Genomic DNA, 17,440 nt, shown 5'->3' on the forward strand with positions numbered 1-17,440 from the left:
CTGGGGGGATAGGCTATTGGCATGATGATTCAGTCCAGGCGATAGCAATCGCCTTCAGCCTTGCCCCGAGGTGCCATGCTCTCCGTCCTGCAAAACCGCACTTACAGGCACCTGTTCATCGCCCAGGTGATCGCCTTGATCGGCACCGGCCTGGCGACCGTGGCGCTCGGCCTGCTGGCCTACGATCTGGCCGGCGCGCAGGCCGGTGCCGTGCTGGGTACGGCGTTGGCGATCAAGATGCTGGCCTACATCGGCGTGGCGCCGATTGCCGGGGCGTTGGCGGAACATTTGCCGAGGAAGGCCATGCTGGTCACGCTCGACCTGGTCAGGGCCGCGGTGGCGCTGTTGCTGCCCTTCGTCACGCAGATCTGGCAGGTGTATGTCCTGATCTTCGTGCTGCAGTCGGCTTCCGCCGCTTTCACCCCGACGTTCCAGGCCACTATCCCAGACATCCTTCCCGATGAGCGTGAGTACACCAAGGCGCTGTCGCTTTCACGCCTGGCTTACGACCTGGAGAGCGTCATCAGCCCGATGCTGGCGGCGGCGCTGTTGACTGTGCTCAGCTTCCATAGCCTGTTTGGCGGCACCGTCGTCGGTTTTGTGGTTTCGGCGGCCATGGTGGTTTCGGCGGTACTGCCGGTTGCCGTGCGTGGGCCCAGGCGCAGCATCTACGAACGCACTACCAAAGGCCTGCGGATTTTCCTGCATACCCCACGCCTGCGCGGCTTGCTGGCGCTGAACCTGGCGATTGCTGCGGCCAGTGCGATGGTGATCGTGAACACGGTGGTGTTCGTGCAGGCGCAGCTGGGGCTCGACCAGCGTGCCATGGCCATGGCCTTGATGGCCTTCGGCGGCGGGTCGATGGTGGTGGCGTTGGTATTGCCGCGGCTTCTGGAGCGCCTGGACGAGCGCAAGGCCATGCTGGCCGGTGGCGCGATTCTGGTGGTCGGCTTGCTGCTCGGCGCTTTCGTCTCGAGCTATTCGGCCTTGATCGCGCTTTGGGTGGTGTTGGGTGCGGGCTACTCGCTGGCACAAACGCCGTCGGGGCGGATTTTGCGTCGATCGTCCTCGGCGCAGGACCGGCCAGCCCTGTTCGCGGCGCAATTCGCGTTGTCCCATGCCTGCTGGCTGGTCACCTATCCGTTGGCCGGGTGGCTGGGTGCCAGCGTCAATCTCGGCGCAGCGTTCATCGGCCTGGGCCTGCTCGCCGGGTTCGCCTGGGTAGTGAGCAAACGGATCTGGCACCCTGACAGTGAATCAGCCGCAAAGCTGCACGTTTGACCCAACCCCGAGGGGGGGATAGCATCGCCAGCGTAAATAACCCCTGACAGAGGCCCTGGATATGTCCGATCATTCCCATGATCACCCACATGATGCCGAGCCGGGGCATACCCATGTACACCAGAGCCATGAGGCGATCATCAAGCGCCTGAAGCGTGCTGACGGGCACCTGCGCAGCATCATCGTGATGATCGAGGACGGGCGTGAATGCGTGGACATTGCCCAGCAACTGCATGCGGTTGAAAAGGCGGTCTGCCAGGCCAAGCGCACGCTGATCCAGGACCATATCGATCACTGCCTGGAAGATTCGGTCACGGCCTTGAGCAAGGGCGATCGCTCGGCCCTCGACGAATTCAAGCAAATCACCAAGTACCTGTAGCGCCGTGTTCGCACTCAGCAGCTACCTCGGGCTGTTCCTGGCCGCGTTTGCAGCGGCAACCTTGTTGCCCATGCAATCGGAAGCGGCGCTGGTCGCGATGCTCCTGTCCGGGCACTACCTGCCAGTAACGCTGGTCGCGGTGGCCACCGCCGGCAACGTGCTTGGCTCAGTGGCGAACTGGGTGCTTGGCCGGGGCATCGAACATTTCCGCCACAAGCGCTGGTTCCCGGTCAGCGAGGCCAAGCTGGAAAAAGCGCAGGTCATGTACCGGCGCTACGGATACTGGTCACTGCTGCTGAGCTGGGTGCCGCTGATCGGCGATCCGATCACCCTGGTGGCCGGGGTCATGCGCGAACCGTTCTGGCGCTTCCTGTTGCTGGTCATCCTGGCCAAGGGTGGGCGTTACCTGGTGCTGACGCTGGTGGTGCTCGGGAGCATGGCATGACGCCGGCCCCCGTCTGCCCGCTGGCAGCGCGGCACACCGGCCAGGACCTGATCAAGTGGATCGCCCTGATCAGCATGGTGCTCGACCACATGCGGTTGGCCTGGCCAGCGAGCGCTGACCTGTTCGTACTCGGCCGGCTGTCCTTTCCCTTGTTCTGCCTGGCAGTGGCGATCAATGTCTCGCGAAACCCGCGAGGCGAGTTGTTCACCTGCAGCAACGCTCGCTACCTCGCACTTCTGCTGCTGTTCGCTGCGCTTTCCGAAGTGCCTTACCGGCTGCTCGGCACTTCGGCAACCTTCAACGTGCTGGTCACCCTGGCGCTGGGCCTCATGGTCGCTTGGGGCGTGCAACACCGGACCCTCGCAAGCCTGATAGTGGCTGGCGCTGCACTGGTGGCGGGCTATTTGTTGAGCGAACCGTTGATGTACGGTTTTTACGGGGTGTTGCTCCCCGCTGCGCTGCTGCTTGCACTCAAGCGGCCCGAGCGGTTCTTGCTGGTCCCGGTCGCCTTGTGCGTTGCCAGCAACACGCGAAGCGACCTGTTCGAACGGGCCGCACAGCTTGAGCCATTCGCGATCCTGGCGCTTTCGACCGCAGCCCTGGCGCCGCTGCTCGGGTTGGCCCTGTTCTGGGCACGCCTGCCGTTCAAGGTCTTGCCCGTCACGCAGTGGGGCTACTGGTTCTACCCTGGGCATCTGCTGGCGTTGTTGGGTATTCGCCAGCTGTTGTAACGCTCATGAGTTGATTCCCTACTTGGCATCCTCAGGCTCAAGGACGCCAAGGTTCAGGGTTGATCACTCCCTCAGTGGCAGTGATAGCCACCCGTCTTGTGATTGGTATGGCAACCCTTGGAATCGGTACCGCCGCTATGTGCGAAAGCGGCTACCGAGTAGAACGAAAGGACTGCAGCGATCATGAGAGAAGCAACTTTCATCAGGCTACTCCTTGCTTGGTTTGAGTGATGGCTTATTGCCATATATAGCGTAGGACAAAGTGCTGCCGCACAACAACCAAGATGACGGTGAAGCTGATAAAAGGATTGGTCGGTAAGGACGGTGCAGGCTTTGGGCGGGCTGAAATCCGCGCCAGCCTGCTTCCCTGTTCGCACCTGTCTACCCTCGATGGCTGATTCAGACGGACGTTGAATACAGGCTGAGGGGCATCGGAAAGGCTTCGATATTTCTGGCAGCAATTAATAGCCTTCAGTATTTTTGCGCAAATAATCACCAATAAAACTATCTTTCATGCAATCCTGCATTAATTGATTCACGCTTGCGGAAAAAAACGCAATCGCGGGCAACATCATTCGGCATAAATTGGATCCAATGTTGAAATCTGGTCGTCGTCTCGTCGCCGGCCATTCATGATCCGTCGCAGGCAAAGGAGACCGCCGCCATGATGTTGAAAGACCCTTCCACCAAGTACCGCCATTTCGCCACCGTCGATCTGCCAGACCGCACCTGGCCGGGCAGGGTACAGAAAGCGGCGCCCACCTGGTGCAGTGTCGATATGCGAGACGGCAATCAGGCGCTGATAGAGCCAATGAATGCCGAGCGCAAACGTCGCTTCTTCGATTTGTTGGTCAAGGTGGGCTTCAAGCAGATCGAAGTCGGCTTCCCGGCGGCCTCGCAGACCGACTTCGATTACCTGCGCGAGTTGATCGAAAGCGGTGCAATCCCTGACGACGTCACGATCCAGGTCATGACCCAGGCCCGTACCCACCTGATCGAACGTACCTTCGAAGCGCTCAAGGGCGTGCCGCGGGCGATCGTGCATGTCTACAATGCCACCGCTCCGGTATTCCGCGAGGTCGTGTTCGGTGTCGATCGCGCCGGGTGCGTCGGTATCGCCACCCAGGCCACCCGCGAGATCAAGGCACTGATGCAGGCCAACCCGCAAACTCAGTGGACCTATCAGTATTCGCCGGAAACCTTCTGTTTCACCGAGCTGGATTTCGGCCTGGAAATCTGTGAAGCGGTCATCGACGAGTTTCAGCCAACTCCGTGCAACAAGATGATCCTCAACCTGCCCACTACCGTCGAGGTCGCCACCGCCAATGTGTTCGCCGATCAGATCGAGTGGTTCTGCCGCCAGGTAAAGAAACGCGACAGCGTGATCATCAGCGTTCACCCGCATAATGACCGTGGCACCGGGGTCGCTACTGCCGAACAGGCCTGCCTGGCGGGTGCCGAACGGGTCGAAGGGACGTTGTTCGGTAATGGTGAGCGCACCGGTAACGTCGATATCCTGACCTTGGCCATGAACCTGTACACCAGCGGTATCAGCCCCGGGCTGGACTTCTCGGACATCATCCATGTTCAGCGCGAAGTCGAGTATTGCAACCAGCTGCCCACCCATCCGCGTCATCCTTATGCCGGTGAACTGGTCTTCACCGCTTTCTCCGGTTCCCATCAGGACGCCATCAAGAAGGGCTTTGCCCGCCGCCGCGACAACCCTGGCGGCTATTGGGAAATTCCCTACCTGCCGATCGATCCGGCCGACATGGGACGCAACTACGAGGCCGTGATCCGCGTCAACAGCCAGTCGGGTAAAGGCGGGGTCGCCTACTTGCTGGAGCAGCAGGGCATCGTCTTGCCGCGTCGCCTGCAGATGGAATTCAGCGGCCTGGTTCAGCGCGTCGCCGACGCCAAGGGCCAGGAAGTGACCAGCGAGATGATCCTGTCCAGCTTTACCGATCACTATCTGGAGCGGGGCAAGCCCTACACCCTGACCCAGCCTGTAATCACCAGTGACGATGCTGGCACCTACATCAATGCACAGCTGGCATTCGAGGGCGGGCGGGTGACGCTGGCTGGTAAAGGCAACGGGCCGCTGGCCGGGTTGGTCAATGCGTTCGCCGCACAAGGGCTGAGTTTCGACATCGCCGACTACCACGAGCATGCGGTGCGTGATGGTGCCCAGGCCGAAGCCATTGCCTACGTGGAAATTCGCGTCAACGGCCAGTTGCTGTTTGGCGTCGGCAGGGACCACAGCAGTTTGCAGGCCTCGTTGCAGGCGGTGGTCAGCGCCGTATGCAGGGCGACTCGCCAGGGGCTGCTGGAGCCGATAGGGGACGTGGTTGCGGCCCTCAGCTGAGAGCGCAACGGGCCAGATGATCGTCGGTCAATGTGGCCTTTTGGTCCCAACCGGCGATACTCCTTCTATACGCAGGCGTGTTCCTGGTGGCGCGCGCCGCTGGGAGGTGTCAGATGAACAAACTGTCAATCGTAGGCGCCGGCATCGTCGGCGAGGCGGCGGCGCAGATCATTGCCCGGGACGAGCTGTGCCGTGAACTGGTGCTGATGGACGTGCAAGGTGAAATGGCCAAGGGCAAGGCGCTGGACGTGTGGCAAGCTGCAGTCGAATCAGGTTCCGATACCCGCGTGCATGGCGGCGGCGACGCCGAGTTGCTGCAGGGCTCCGAGCTGGTGGTGATCACCGCAGGCGTGCCGCGCAAGCCGGGCCAGTCGCGTCAGGATGTACTCGCTACCAACCTGCCCATCCTCGACGGCATCATGGCGGACATCAAGCAGCATGCGCCGACGGCCACCGTGCTGGTAGTGTCCAACCCGGTCGATGTGCTCACCTACCGCGCCTGGAGCCTCAGCGGGCAGGGGCGCAGCAAGGTGTTCGGCCAGGCAGGGGTGCTGGATACCGCGCGAATGAAATGTTTCATCGCCGAACAGACCGGTTTCTCCGCCCGCGATATCACCGCGCTGGTGCTCGGCGGGCATGGCGACAGCATGGTGCCGCTGATGCGCTACTGCCAGATCGGCTCGGTGCCGTTGTCGCACTTCCTGTCCAGTGAGCAGATCGAGCAGATCGTCGAGCGCACGCGCAAAGGTGGCGGCGAGATCCTTGGCTTGAAGAAGCTGGGCAGCGCCTGCGATGCGCCGGGCGTGGCCATTGCGCAGATGGTGGATGCGATCGCCAACGGGCGCAACCGCATCTTGCCGGCGGTAGCGATTCTGGAGGGCGAGTATGGGCGCAAGGATATTGCCATGGGCGTGCCTTGCGTACTGGCAGAGAAGGGGCTGGCGCGGGTGATCGAGCTGCCGCTGGATGCGCAGGAACAGGCAATGTTCGACCAGTCGGCCGATCAGGTGGCGCGGGATATTGCCGAAATGAAAGCGCTGTGACTGTGTGGGAGCGGGCACGCCCGCTCCCACAGAGCCCCTGCCTACCGAGCCTGGCCCTTAGCGCTGATACGCCCGGCCAAAATGCCGCTCCAGCCGCGCCTGCAACAGTTCCAGCAATATCGACAGCACCCAGTAGATCACCGCTGCCGTGGTCAGCATCTCCAGGTAGCGATAGCTCGAGCGCCCGTACGACTGCGCCAGGAACATCACCTCCCACACGCCCATTACCGAAATCAGCGACGAATCCTTGAGCATCGAGATGAACTGGTTGGCCGTCGGTGGAATGATCACGCGCATGGCCTGGGGCAGGACGATGTGCCAGAAGATCTGCGGCGTGCGCATGCCCAGCGCCAGCGCCGCTTCACGCTGCCCGCGGGCGACGCCGAGGATGCCGGCGCGGAAGATCTCGCTCAGGTAGGCCCCGTAGTTCAGCGACAGGGCGATGATGCCGGCACTGATGGCGCCCGGTACCAGGCCCAGCTGTGGCAGCCCCAGGTAGATCAGCAGGATCTGGATCAGCAGCGGCGTGCCGCGGAAGAACGAGGTGTAGAAGCTGGCGATGCCCACCAGCACCGCACTGTTCGACAAGCGCGCCAACGCGGCGGCAAAGCCGAACAGCACCGACACCACCATCGAACACAGGCACAGGAACAGGGTCAGCGCCGCGCCCTGCAGAAAACCGTTGGGCCCGAGCTTGAAGCCGGCGAGGTTCGGGAACTTCTCCAGGATGATCGAAAACTTCAGGTCGAAGCTGAGGAAAAACGCGACGAACAGGCCGAACAGCGCCAGCCAGGTCAGCAGTAACCGGGTGCGAAAGCCGAACAGGCCGGCACCCGTGGCTTTTGCCACGGGCTTGAGGGACGGGGGGAAGGTGCTCATTTGCTGATATCGGCGCCGATCCATTTCTGCGACAGCTTGGCCAGGGTGCCGTCAGCCTTCAGCTCGGCAAACACCTGGCGCACCTTGGCATCCCACTCGGGGTCGCCTTTCTCGATGGCCACCGAGTTCGGTTCCTCGTACAGCGGGGCGCCGGCCAGCTTGAAGCGCTTGTCCTGTTCCAGGCGCGGCTGCGCGGTCACCAGGTTGGTGAGGATGGCATCCAGGCGCACGCCAGCGCCCAGGCCCAGGTCCTGGAAGGCGACGTTGTCGGTGTCGTACGGCGCGATCTGCACGAAGTCGAAGGGGTAGTCGATCTTCTGCTCTTCCTTGCCTTCGATCACCAGGTTCTTGTTCAGGTAGCTCTCGTAGCTCGAGGCACTGGTCAGACCGACCTTGCGGCCGTCCAGGTCTTTCGCCCCATGGATGCGCTCATCCTTGGCGTTGACCACGATCACCGCAGGCGAGGCGTAGTACTCCACCGGGAAGTCGAACACCTCGGCGCGGGCCTTGCTCGGGGTCATCGAGCAGATGCAGATGTCATAGCGGCCACTCCAGCGGCCGGCGGCGATCACATCCCAAGATGGGGTTTCCAGACGCAGCTTGACGCCCAGCTTGTCTGCCACGGCCTTGGCCACATCCACGTCGAAACCGGCCAGTTGGTTCTGCTCGTTGACGAAGGAAAACGGCGGGTAGCTTTCCATCAGCACGTTGACCAGTTCCTTGCGCGATTCAACCCGCTCCAGCGTGGCGCCCGCAAAGGCCTGGGAAGCAGTCGCGAGCAGCACGAGGCCCGCACCGAGCACAGTAGAAAATCGCATGCACATACCTGAAATGTTGGCCAATTGGGAGAAAGCGTATTTAATAGTTATAAATGAAACTCACATAATGAATTTAATTCATAAGAACCTGCAGAGTAGTTATATGAAACAGCGAGCGATGGTGATTCTCGACGGTGGCATGGGCCGTGAACTGCAGCGCAGTGGGGCGCCGTTTCGCCAGCCCGAATGGTCGGCCCTGGCGCTGAGCGAGGCGCCCGAAGCGGTGGTCGGCGTACACGCCGCATTTATCGCCGCCGGTGCCCAAGTCATCACCAGCAACAGTTATGCGGTGGTGCCTTTCCATATTGGCGAGGAGCGTTTTGCCAAGGAAGGGCGCCAGCTGGCCAATATCGCAGGGCAGCTGGCGCGGCACGCCGCCGATGTCGCTGCGCACCCGGTCAAGGTCGCGGGCTCGCTGCCGCCGCTGTTCGGCTCCTACCGCCCGGACCTGTTCCAGCCCGAGCGCGTCGAGGAAGTGCTGTCGCCGCTGTTGCAGGGCCTGGCTCCGCACGTCGACCTGTGGCTGGCAGAAACCCAGAGCTCGGTGGCCGAAGTACGGGCCATCCATGCCCACCTGCCGGAAGACGGCAGGCCGTTCTGGGTGTCGTTCACCCTGCAGGACGAAGAAGTGGACGACACCCCGCGCCTGCGTTCCGGCGAGCCGGTAGCCGATGCCATCGAAGCCGTGGTCGGCCTGGGTGTGGCGGCCGTGCTGTTCAACTGCAGCCAGCCCGAGGTCATCGGTGCTGCGGTGGATGTGGCGCGCTCGGTGATCGAGCGACACAACGCTGACGTTGCCATCGGTGCCTATGCCAACGCCTTCCCGCCGCAGCCGAAGGAAGCCACCGCCAATGATGGCCTGGATGAGCTGCGCGAAGACCTCGATCCGCCGGGTTACCTGGCATGGGCCGCTGACTGGCGCAAGCGGGGTGCCAGCATGATCGGTGGCTGCTGTGGCATCGGCCCGGAGCACATTGCCGAGCTGAAGCGTAATCTGGCGTGAAGCCATGAGGGGGCCGGGCGGCTGCCACACTCGACCGGCCCCCAGCCATTAAAAAAAACGCCACTCAGACCCGGATTCCATCGTTTTTCAGTCCCCCGCCATGTCCCTATAGTCCGCTGAAAGCCGATGCTCGATCGGCATACACAACTCAGCCGTGCGGGAACCGGATATGAACAACAACGAAAAATTCGAGGGCAATGCAGCGGCCGGTGTCGGTACGCGCGTGGTGTGGGGCGGCGAGCAGGTGCAGCACCCGTACAACGCCACCCAGACCCCGATCGTGGTCAGCGCCGCCTACGGCTACAACGATATCGACGCCTGGTATGACGTGGCCCAGGGCAAACTGCCGGGCTACATCTACAGCCGCATGAGCAACCCGACGGTCGCCACCCTGGAAGCCAAGCTGTGCGAGCTGGAGCAGGCCGAGTCGGCCGTGGCTTTCAGCAGTGGCATGGCGGCCATCAGCGCGGTGCTGCATACCTTCCTGTGCACCGGCAAGCGCGTGGTATCGACCCGCGACAGCTACGGTGGCACCAACAAGATCTTCGAAGAGTTCCTGCCGCGCATGGGCGTGCAGGTGTGTCTGTGCGACACCCTCGACACCGAGGCGCTGGAGCGCGAAATCGCCGCCGGCTGCGACCTGCTGTATCTGGAAACCCCGACCAACCCGACCTTGAAGGTACTGGATATCCAGCGCCTGTGTGCGGCTGCCCGGCGGGTGGGTGCCGTGGTGGTGGCCGACAACACCTTCGCCACCCCGCTGAATCAGAACCCGCTGGCCCTGGGCGTGGACGTGGTGGTGCACAGCGCCACCAAGTTCCTGTCCGGGCATGGTGACGTGCTGGGCGGTGTGGTCTGCGGTGCCGAGCCGCTGATGGCGCAGGTGCGTCACTACCGTGAAATCAACGGTGCGGCGCTGGACCCGTTTTCCGCCTACCTGATCATCCGCGGGATCAAGACCCTGGCTTTGCGCCTGCGTCAGCAACAGGCCAGCGCCCAGGCCCTGGCCCAGTACCTGAGCAGCGAACCGCTGGTCGAAGCGGTCAACTACCCAGGGTTGCCCGAGCACCCGGGCCATGCGATCGCCAAGGCGCAGATGCGCGGCTTCGGTGCCATTGTCAGCTTCGTGCTCAAGGGCGGCATGCCCACCGTGGCACAGCTGCTGCCGCGCCTGAAATACGCCCACCGGGCAGGCAACCTGGGCGCGGTGGAAACCATCTATGGGCCGGCGCGGACCACCAGCCATGTGGAAAACACCCTCGAAGAACGCCTGGCCCTGGGTATTTCCGAAGGGCTGGTGCGCATCTCGGTGGGTATCGAAGACACCGAGGACCTGCTGGCAGACCTGGCACAGGCGTGTGCAGCGGTCCGCCAGGAGTTGGCCGCAGCAAAGGACTTGCACGGTGACGCGTACGCCGGCCTGGCCGCAGTACAGGCCTGAGGCAGGCGCGTGGCACCCGTTCCTTGCGGTGGGTGCCAGTTCATGAAGTCGAACAAAAACAATATGCAAGGCAATTCGCTTCGCTCTGCCAAGACGAGGTCGTTGCAACGTCCTTGCCCGCCAACTTTCATGAGAAAACCACAATGTCCCTGCAGACAACTACAACGACAAATGCTTCTGCGCATGGCTTCAAGCAGGATATGCAAACCCGCCATATCGTCATGCTGGCGCTGGGCGGTGTCATCGGTACCGGCCTGTTCCTGACATCGGGCTACACGGTCAACCAGGCCGGGCCCCTGGGTGCGGTCATCGCCTATATCCTCGGCGCGATCATGGTCTACCTGGTGATGATGTGCCTGGGCGAACTGGCCGTGCACATGCCCGAGGTCGGCTCGTTCAGCAGTTACGCCACGCGCTACATCGGGCCGGGTACCGGCTACATGGTGGCGTGGATGTACTGGCTGACCTGGACCGTGGCCATCGGCTCGGAATTCACCGCCGCCGGCATCCTCATGGTGCGCTGGTTCCCCGATACGCCGGTGTGGCTATGGAGTGCCCTGTTCGGCCTGGCAGTGTTCATCAGCAATATCATTTCGGTGCGGTCGTTTGCCGAGACCGAGTTCTGGCTGTCACTGATCAAGGTGCTGGCGGTGGTGGCCTTCCTGGTAGTGGGCGGTGGCGCGATCCTCGGCGTGTTCGAGATTACCCAGGCGCACAGTGTCGGGCTGGGCAACTTCACCCGTGAAGGGCTGTTCCCCACCGGCTTCTGGTCGATTGCCATGACCCTGCTGGCGGTGGCCTTCGCCTTCTCCGGCACCGAGCTGATCGGCATTGCCGCCGGCGAAACCCGCGACCCGGAAAAGAACGTGCCCAAGGCCATCCGCACCACGGTGCTGCGCCTGGCGCTGTTCTTCGTCGGCACCATTTTTGTCCTCGCCACCTTGTTGCCGCGCGAACAGGCCGGCGTGGTGGAAAGCCCGTTCGTGATGGCCTTTGAAATGATCGGCATCCCCTACGCGGCAGACATCATGAACTTCGTCATCATCACTGCGCTGCTGTCCGCCGCCAACTCCGGGCTCTATGCCGCCGCGCGCATGCTCTGGACCCTCAGCGACCAAGGCAACATGCCACGCCGCTATGCCGCGCTGTCCCGCCGTGGCACGCCGTTCAATGCCATCGTCCTGAGCATGGCCGGCGGCATGGCGTCGCTGCTCAGCAGCGTGTTCGCGCCGGACACCATCTACCTGGCGCTGGTGTCGATTTCCGGGCTGGCAGTGGTGGTGGTGTGGATCAGCATCGCGGTCAGCCAGATGGCCTTCCGTCGTCATTACCTGGCCCATGGCGGCAAGCTGGAAGACATGAAGTTCCGCGTGCGCGGCTACCCGTTCGTGCCGCTGGCGGCGATCTTCTGCTGCGTGCTGGCCTGCGTGGGCATCGCCTTCGACCCGGCCCAGCGCGTGGCCCTGTACTTCGGCCTGCCGTTCATCGCCTGGTGCTATCTGGCGTACTGGCTGACTTGCAAGTACCGCGCGCAGCGTCCGTTGCCGCTGCAAACCGTGACGTCAGGTTCCGAGCCCGCCTGAGCAGAGTGATACTAGGCCACCGGAACGTTGCCACGAGAAACCGCCGATGACCCAGAAAACCCTGCCCCCCTTGAACTGGCTGAGAGCCTTCGAAGTGTCGGCGCGTTACCTGAACTTCACCCATGCCGCGGAAGAGCTGCACCTCACCCAGGGGGCCGTGAGCCAGCAGATTCGCCACCTGGAGAGCCAGTTGGGGGTGGCGCTGTTCAAGCGCCTGCCCCGGGGGCTGGGCTTGACCGAAGAAGGGCAGTCCTACCTGCCGGTGGTGCAGGACGCGATCAGCCGCCTGGCAGTGGGCACCAACGAGATCTTCGGGCAGCGCCAGCGGCGGCCGCTGAAGGTGCGCGGCAGCCTGTCGTTCCTGCACTTCTGGCTGGCCCCCCGGCTGGCCGATTTCCGCCGTGCCCACCCACAGGTGGATATCCGCTACATCAGCAACCTGTGGGTCAAGGAACTGGATGCCGAGGACGACCTGGAAATCCGCTGGGGCAGCGGCCAGTGGCCGGGGGTGGAGGCGCAGCGGCTGACCCGCGACCTGCTGGTGCCGGTCTGCTCGCCTGCGCTGATCGCAGGCTCGCCGTTACGCGAGCCGCGCGACCTGGCCGGTGTGCCGTTGCTGCATGTGCTGGGTTACGAGGAGGGCTGGGGCTACTGGCTGGAGCGGGTTGGCGCCGATCAGGTCGATTCCTCCAGCGGCCTGCAGTTCGACACCCTGGTGTCGACCTTGCGCATGGCGGAGTTGGGGCTTGGGGTGGCGCTGGCGCGTTCGTCGCTGGTCGAGGACTTGCTGCAGGAAGGGCGGCTGGTCGCGCCTTTTACCCAACGCATCGAGGCCAGCGAATCGTTCTACCTGGTACGCGGCCTGGGTGAGGCGTTGTCCAGCGATGCCCAGGCCTTCAGCCACTGGTTGGTGGCGATGGCTCACCGTTAATCAATACATACCTGGAGCACCGATGCAGTACACATCCACGCGTGGCAACGAGATACGGGTCGATTTCCGCACGGCGCTGCTTTCCGGCCTGGCCGACGATGGCGGGCTGTACGTGCCGACTGCGGTGCCAACCTTCAGCCAGCAGGAAATCGCCAGCTGGTCCTGGCTGCCGTTCGATGAACTGGCCTGGCGGGTGATGGCGCCGTTTGTCGGCGATACCCTCGACGAGCCGACCCTCAGGGCGCTGGTCAGCGACAGCTACCGTGGCTTCAGGCACCGTGGCATCGCGCCGTTGCAGCAGATTGGCCATAACGAATGGATCCTGCAGCTGTTTCACGGGCCGACCCGCTCCTCCAAGGACTTTGCCGCGCAGTTGCAGGCGCGGCTAATCCGCCATTTCCTCGGCGCCGATTGCGAGCGGGTGATGCTGGTCGGTGCCAGCAACGGCGACACCGCGGTGGCGGCCATCGACGCCTTGCGCCATTGCCCGACGGCACGCCTGCTGGCGCTGTACCCCAACGCCGGGACGCCACCCGACCGGGCCGCAGTGATGCGCAGTGCCGCGGGCGAAAGCGTCAGCTGCGTGGCCGTGGCTGGCAGCTTCGATGACTGCCAGTCGCTGGTGTCGGCGCTGCTGCGCGCATGGCCGTGCCCGGAGCTGATTCCGGTCAGCTTCAATTCGACCAACTGGGTCGGCGTGCTGGCGCAGATCGTGTTCTATTTTCATGCGGCGCTGCAGCTGGGCGGGGGTATCCGGCCGGTCGGTTTCAGCATTCCCACGGCCAGTTTTGCCGAGATCTACGCAGGCTTCATCGCCCAGAAGATGGGCCTGCCGATCAACCAGATCATTGTCTCCACCAACCGTAACGATGCCTTGCACCGGTTCATCCACTGCAACCGCTACAGCCGTGGCTCAACCAGCCAGACCTTGTCACCGGTCATGGACTTCTCGCTGTTCTCCAACCTGGAGCGCTTCGTCTGGGAGCTGTATGAGCGCGACGGCGCGGCGACCAGGGCGTTGATGGAGCACTTCGAGGATTGCGGTGAACTGAGCATCGGTAACCGCCAGTGGCTGCATGCGCGCATGCTGTTCGACTCGTATGCCGTGGACGACGCGCTGATCCGCGAGGAAATCGTCACGCTGTTCCAGGAGACCGGCACGGCAGTAGACCCGCATGCGGCAACCGGGGCGTTCGCCGGGCGCCTGCACCGGCGCAATATCGGCGCGCCGATCGTCACGCTGGGGCAGTTCGCCCCGGAAAAGTCCGCCGCGCTGCTGGCGGAACTGGGGGCCTGGCACGGCGAGGTGCCAGCCAACGTCGCTGGCACCGCAGACAGTGGGCCGCTGCTGGCACCCGAGGACCTGGCGGGGGTTCATGAACTGTTGGCGCAGTTGCAGGCACGGCGATGAAGCGCATCCTCGACCCCCTGGACGAGCGCATTCTCGCCGAGCTCACCGCCAATGCGCGCATTGCCCATGCCGAGTTGGGGCTGAAAGTGAACCTGTCGCGCAATGCGGTTCGCCAGCGCATCGAACGCCTGGAGCGGGACGGCGCCATCCAGGGCTACACCTTGCGCATTGGCGAGGGGCGACGGCCGACCTCGTTGATCAACGCGGTGATCTTCGTCTACCGCTACGACCGCATGCGCGGTGAAGCGGTGCTCGATGCCCTGCGCCAGATCCCCGAGGTGATCCAGTGCGAGGTACTCAGCGGCGAATTCGACCTGCTGCTACGTGTCGAAGCCTCCAGCCCGGAGCGGGTGCATCATGTGTGGAAGGAAATTGCCGCCATGCCCGGGGTCGAGAACACGGTGACGTCGTTCGTCCTGGCCGCGGTGATCTGAACCGCCCCGTTGCCCCCCAACCCTCGATACCACAACGCCGCCCGGGCTCGCGCCCTGGCGGCGTTGTGCATTCCTGGGCCGCCCAGCTGTGGTTAGGGCACTGGCCAGATTGGCCAATAAATACAGCGGATTGCCATATTCAACTGGCATTGCCCGGCTCATAGGCTTGTCCTCATCGACCCATCGCCTGGAAAGGACAGCAAACCATGACCGAATACAAGATCGCACTCGTTGGCTTTGGCGGCGTGAACCGTGCCCTGGCCCAACTGATCGCCAAACGCAACGCGCGCTGGCAGCAAGAACTGGGCTTTGCCCTGAAGATCGTCGGCGTCACCGACCTGTTCCTCGGCTCGGTGATCGACCGCGATGGCCTGGATGCAGCCAGGCTGGCCGCCTTGCCCGCTGAGAAGGGCGCCCTGGCGCAGTTCCCTCAGGGTTCGGCCGAGGCATTCAACGAGGCGGTGATCAAGCAGTCCGGCGCCGACATCATCGCCGAAGCCACCTTTACCAACCCCAAGGATGGTGAGCCGGCAGCTACCTTCTGCCGCTGGGCACTGGAAGCGGGCAAGCACGTGGTCACCACCAACAAGGGGCCGATCGCCTTGCATGCCCAGGCGCTGAAAACCCTGGCCAAGGCCAACGGCGTGTCGTTCGAATACGAAGGCGCAGTGATGAGCGGTACACCCGTACTGCGCATGGCCCGGCAGACCTTGGCCGGCGCAGGCCTGGTCGGCTTCGAGGGCATCCTCAACGGTACTTCGAACTACGTACTGACGCGCATGGAGCAAGGGCTTGGCTTTGCCGATGCAGTGGCGCAGGCACAAGCGCTTGGCTACGCCGAGGCCGACCCGACGGCCGATGTGGAAGGGCATGACGTGCGCCTGAAAGTGGTCATCCTTGCCAACGAGCTGCTCGGTGCCTGCCTGCAGGTGAGCGATGTCACCTGCAGCGGTATCAGTGGCATCGACAGCGCGGCGATCCAGCAGGCGCAGGCAGCGGGCGAGCGTTGGAAGCTGATCGGCAGCGCCAGCCGGCAGGCCGATGGTTCGGTGCGCGCCCGTGTCGAAGCGCGCCTGTTGCCGGGTAACCACCCCCTGGCCGGTATCACCGGCGCAACCAACGCGGTGGCGTTCGACACCGAGTTGCTGGGCGCGGTGACCGTGTCCGGCCCGGGTGCGGGGCGTGTCGAAACGGCCTTTGCCCTGCTGTCGGATATCGTCGCCATCCACACCGCTGGCCGTTCGGCCTGAGGAGCTACTTTCATGAGCCTGACTTCCGTGTCCCGGGTAGCCTTCCAGCAACCCGCCCTGATCGATGTGTACAGCCCCTACGACGGCAGCCTGGTCGGCAGCGTCGCCAACCTCACAGCCGATGCGGTGCCGGGCCTGCTGGCGCGTGCTCGCCAAGGGGTACGCGAAAGTGCCGCGCTGCCCCGTCACCGTCGCGCCAGCATTCTTGAACAGGCCGCCCGCCTCATCGAACGCGATGCTGCCGATTTTGCCGGGCTGATTGTCGATGAAGCGGGCAAGACCCTGCGCCAGGCCGAAAAGGAGGTAAAACGCTGCATCAACACGCTCAAGCTGTCTGCCGAGGAAGCGCGGCGCAACGCCGGTGAAGTGGTGCCGTTCGATGCCTATGAAGGCTCCGAGTCGCGCCAGGGCTGGTTCACCCGCGAGCCGCTGGGGCTGATCCTGGCCATCACCCCGTACAACGACCCGCTCAATCTGGTGGCACACAAGCTGGGCCCGGCCATTGCTGGCGGCAATGCGGTCGTTCTCAAACCCTCGGAGCTGGCCCCGTTATCGGCGCTCAAGCTGGTGCAGTACCTCACCGATGCCGGGCTGCCTGAAACCGTTGTCAGCGTTGCCACCGGCGGCGCCGAGCTGGGCAAGGCGCTGGTGGCCGTGCGTGATGTGCGCATGGTTTCGTTTACCGGCGGCTTCGCCACGGGCGAGCAGATTGCCCAGGGCGCAGGCCTGAAAAAGCTCGCCATGGACCTGGGCGGCAACGCCCCGGTGCTGGTGCTCAAGGACTGCGACCTCGAAGCCACTGTCGAATCGTGCGTGTCCGGCGCGTTCTGGGCCGCTGGACAGAACTGCATCGGCACCCAGCGTATCCTGGTCGACGCCTCGATCTACGAAGCATTTCGCCAGCGCTTCGTCGCCCTGACCCAGGCCATGGTGCTGGGAGACCCGGGCCTGCGCGAAACCGACATGGGGCCGATGATCAGCGAAGCCGCTGCACGGCACATCGAAGAGCGTGTCCAGCAGGCCCTGCAGGGCGGCGCCCGGCTGCTCTGTGGCCACAAGCGCCAGGGCGCCAACTACGCGCCGACGGTGCTGGAAGGTGTCGACCACAGCAGCCGGCTGTGGCGTGAAGAGGTGTTCGCCCCGGTGGTGATGCTGGCGCCTTTCGAGGACATCGAGCAGGCCGTCGCCTTGGCCAATGCCCCTGAGTACAGTTTGCATGCCGGGGTGTTTACCCGCGACTTGTCCTTGGCGCTGAGCCTGGCGAAGCGCATCGAGGCAGGCGGCGTGATGATCAACGACTCGTCCGACTACCGCTTCGACGCCATGCCATTCGGTGGTTCCAAGTATGGAAGCCTGGGCCGCGAGGGGGTGCGGTTCGCCTACGAGGACATGACCCAGCCCAAGGTCGTGTGCATCAACCAGATGGGCTGAGAGGGAAGCTTATGA

At 63.5% G+C, this 17,440-nt stretch carries 17 protein-coding genes; 14 read left to right on the forward strand and 3 right to left on the reverse strand.

Translation table 11 applies throughout. The features are described from left to right. Positions 1 to 75: 75 nt before the first annotated feature. From HU763_RS03435 to HU763_RS03450, 4 genes are all read left to right on the forward strand, one after another. Positions 76 to 1,281: an MFS transporter gene (locus tag HU763_RS03435; RefSeq protein WP_275959735.1), complete on the forward strand. Its 1,206-nt coding sequence runs from the start codon at positions 76 to 78 to the stop codon at positions 1,279 to 1,281. Positions 1,282 to 1,342: 61 nt separating this feature from the next. Beyond that, on the forward strand, positions 1,343 to 1,660 hold the full coding sequence (locus HU763_RS03440; protein ID WP_186689306.1) for a metal-sensing transcriptional repressor: 318 nt from the start codon (positions 1,343 to 1,345) through the stop codon (positions 1,658 to 1,660). A 4-nt stretch (positions 1,661 to 1,664) separates the two neighbouring features. Continuing rightward, positions 1,665 to 2,105 carry a YqaA family protein gene (locus tag HU763_RS03445; protein ID WP_186689294.1) on the forward strand — a complete coding sequence of 147 codons (441 nt, stop codon included), beginning with the start codon at positions 1,665 to 1,667 and terminating at the stop codon, positions 2,103 to 2,105. Then, complete coding sequence (locus HU763_RS03450; RefSeq protein ID WP_186689292.1) at positions 2,102 to 2,836, forward strand: TraX family protein; 735 nt, start codon at positions 2,102 to 2,104, stop codon at positions 2,834 to 2,836. Before HU763_RS03445 ends, HU763_RS03450 begins: the two co-directional genes overlap by 4 nt. 71 nt (positions 2,837 to 2,907) lie before the next feature. Here HU763_RS03450 and HU763_RS24970 read toward each other — a convergent pair whose 3' ends face one another. Beyond that, positions 2,908 to 3,081 carry a YHYH domain-containing protein gene (locus tag HU763_RS24970; RefSeq protein ID WP_476705419.1) on the reverse strand — a complete coding sequence of 58 codons (174 nt, stop codon included), beginning with the start codon at positions 3,079 to 3,081 and terminating at the stop codon, positions 2,908 to 2,910. Positions 3,082 to 3,500: 419 nt separating this feature from the next. On the opposite strand from HU763_RS24970, the gene leuA reads away from it, so the two are divergent. Both leuA and HU763_RS03465 read left to right on the forward strand, forming a co-directional pair. Continuing rightward, positions 3,501 to 5,201 carry a 2-isopropylmalate synthase gene (leuA, locus tag HU763_RS03460; protein WP_186689287.1) on the forward strand — a complete coding sequence of 567 codons (1,701 nt, stop codon included), beginning with the start codon at positions 3,501 to 3,503 and terminating at the stop codon, positions 5,199 to 5,201. 113 nt (positions 5,202 to 5,314) lie between these two features. After that, positions 5,315 to 6,244: a malate dehydrogenase gene (locus tag HU763_RS03465; RefSeq protein ID WP_186689283.1), complete on the forward strand. Its 930-nt coding sequence runs from the start codon at positions 5,315 to 5,317 to the stop codon at positions 6,242 to 6,244. Between the two features lie 57 nt (positions 6,245 to 6,301). On the opposite strand, the gene HU763_RS03470 is transcribed toward HU763_RS03465, so the two are convergent. Together HU763_RS03470 and HU763_RS03475 are read right to left on the reverse strand one after the other, a co-directional pair. After that, a complete protein-coding gene (locus tag HU763_RS03470; RefSeq protein WP_186689280.1) occupies positions 6,302 to 7,123 on the reverse strand; it encodes an amino acid ABC transporter permease in 822 nt (273 codons plus the stop codon). After that, positions 7,120 to 7,941 (reverse strand): ABC transporter substrate-binding protein, encoded by an 822-nt coding sequence (locus HU763_RS03475; protein ID WP_186689277.1) that lies wholly within the window; start codon positions 7,939 to 7,941, stop codon positions 7,120 to 7,122. Before HU763_RS03475 ends, HU763_RS03470 begins: the two co-directional genes overlap by 4 nt. Positions 7,942 to 8,059: 118 nt before the next feature. Here HU763_RS03475 and HU763_RS03480 point away from each other — a divergent pair, with 118 nt between their 5' ends. The 8 genes from HU763_RS03480 (at position 8,060) to HU763_RS03515 (ending at position 17,425) form a co-directional block, all read left to right on the forward strand. Next, positions 8,060 to 8,944 (forward strand): homocysteine S-methyltransferase family protein, encoded by an 885-nt coding sequence (locus tag HU763_RS03480; RefSeq protein WP_186689428.1) that lies wholly within the window; start codon positions 8,060 to 8,062, stop codon positions 8,942 to 8,944. A gap of 169 nt (positions 8,945 to 9,113) precedes the next feature. After that, entirely contained in the window at positions 9,114 to 10,385 is a 1,272-nt protein-coding gene (locus HU763_RS03485) for a cystathionine gamma-synthase family protein (RefSeq protein WP_186689275.1), read from the forward strand. 143 nt (positions 10,386 to 10,528) lie between these two features. Then, positions 10,529 to 11,968: an amino acid permease gene (locus HU763_RS03490; RefSeq protein ID WP_186689271.1), complete on the forward strand. Its 1,440-nt coding sequence runs from the start codon at positions 10,529 to 10,531 to the stop codon at positions 11,966 to 11,968. Between the two features lie 46 nt (positions 11,969 to 12,014). Beyond that, positions 12,015 to 12,899 (forward strand): LysR substrate-binding domain-containing protein, encoded by an 885-nt coding sequence (locus tag HU763_RS03495; RefSeq protein ID WP_186689267.1) that lies wholly within the window; start codon positions 12,015 to 12,017, stop codon positions 12,897 to 12,899. A gap of 22 nt (positions 12,900 to 12,921) precedes the next feature. Beyond that, positions 12,922 to 14,310, forward strand: coding sequence for a threonine synthase (locus HU763_RS03500; RefSeq protein ID WP_186689265.1), 1,389 nt, complete (start codon positions 12,922 to 12,924; stop codon positions 14,308 to 14,310). Next, positions 14,307 to 14,744, forward strand: a complete 438-nt coding sequence (locus tag HU763_RS03505) for an Lrp/AsnC family transcriptional regulator (protein WP_170028186.1) — start codon at positions 14,307 to 14,309, stop codon at positions 14,742 to 14,744. The genes HU763_RS03500 and HU763_RS03505 overlap by 4 nt, the downstream gene beginning before the upstream one ends. Positions 14,745 to 14,950: 206 nt before the next feature. Next, a complete protein-coding gene (locus HU763_RS03510; RefSeq protein ID WP_186689262.1) occupies positions 14,951 to 15,994 on the forward strand; it encodes a homoserine dehydrogenase in 1,044 nt (347 codons plus the stop codon). Positions 15,995 to 16,006: 12 nt separating this feature from the next. Beyond that, a complete protein-coding gene (locus HU763_RS03515) occupies positions 16,007 to 17,425 on the forward strand; it encodes an aldehyde dehydrogenase family protein (RefSeq protein ID WP_186689258.1) in 1,419 nt (472 codons plus the stop codon). Positions 17,426 to 17,440 lie beyond the last annotated feature (15 nt).

This window comes from Pseudomonas anuradhapurensis (genome assembly GCF_014269225.2).
In the GTDB taxonomy this organism is placed as follows: Bacteria; Pseudomonadota; Gammaproteobacteria; order Pseudomonadales; family Pseudomonadaceae; genus Aquipseudomonas; species Aquipseudomonas anuradhapurensis.

Excerpts from the sequence above, each read along its gene's own strand:
- HU763_RS03435 (WP_275959735.1), top strand. The coding sequence starts at position 76 with ATGCTCTCCGTCCTGCAAAACCGCACTTACAGGCACCTGTTCATCGCC.
- HU763_RS03440 (WP_186689306.1), top strand. The coding sequence starts at position 1,343 with ATGTCCGATCATTCCCATGATCACCCACATGATGCCGAGCCGGGGCAT.
- HU763_RS03450 (WP_186689292.1), top strand. The coding sequence starts at position 2,102 with ATGACGCCGGCCCCCGTCTGCCCGCTGGCAGCGCGGCACACCGGCCAG.
- HU763_RS24970 (WP_476705419.1), bottom strand. The coding sequence starts at position 3,081 with ATGGCAATAAGCCATCACTCAAACCAAGCAAGGAGTAGCCTGATGAAA.
- leuA (WP_186689287.1), top strand. The coding sequence starts at position 3,501 with ATGATGTTGAAAGACCCTTCCACCAAGTACCGCCATTTCGCCACCGTC.
- HU763_RS03465 (WP_186689283.1), top strand. The coding sequence starts at position 5,315 with ATGAACAAACTGTCAATCGTAGGCGCCGGCATCGTCGGCGAGGCGGCG.
- HU763_RS03470 (WP_186689280.1), bottom strand. The coding sequence starts at position 7,123 with ATGAGCACCTTCCCCCCGTCCCTCAAGCCCGTGGCAAAAGCCACGGGT.
- HU763_RS03475 (WP_186689277.1), bottom strand. The coding sequence starts at position 7,941 with ATGCGATTTTCTACTGTGCTCGGTGCGGGCCTCGTGCTGCTCGCGACT.
- HU763_RS03480 (WP_186689428.1), top strand. The coding sequence starts at position 8,060 with ATGGTGATTCTCGACGGTGGCATGGGCCGTGAACTGCAGCGCAGTGGG.
- HU763_RS03485 (WP_186689275.1), top strand. The coding sequence starts at position 9,114 with ATGAACAACAACGAAAAATTCGAGGGCAATGCAGCGGCCGGTGTCGGT.
- HU763_RS03490 (WP_186689271.1), top strand. The coding sequence starts at position 10,529 with ATGTCCCTGCAGACAACTACAACGACAAATGCTTCTGCGCATGGCTTC.
- HU763_RS03495 (WP_186689267.1), top strand. The coding sequence starts at position 12,015 with ATGACCCAGAAAACCCTGCCCCCCTTGAACTGGCTGAGAGCCTTCGAA.
- HU763_RS03500 (WP_186689265.1), top strand. The coding sequence starts at position 12,922 with ATGCAGTACACATCCACGCGTGGCAACGAGATACGGGTCGATTTCCGC.
- HU763_RS03505 (WP_170028186.1), top strand. The coding sequence starts at position 14,307 with ATGAAGCGCATCCTCGACCCCCTGGACGAGCGCATTCTCGCCGAGCTC.
- HU763_RS03510 (WP_186689262.1), top strand. The coding sequence starts at position 14,951 with ATGACCGAATACAAGATCGCACTCGTTGGCTTTGGCGGCGTGAACCGT.
- HU763_RS03515 (WP_186689258.1), top strand. The coding sequence starts at position 16,007 with ATGAGCCTGACTTCCGTGTCCCGGGTAGCCTTCCAGCAACCCGCCCTG.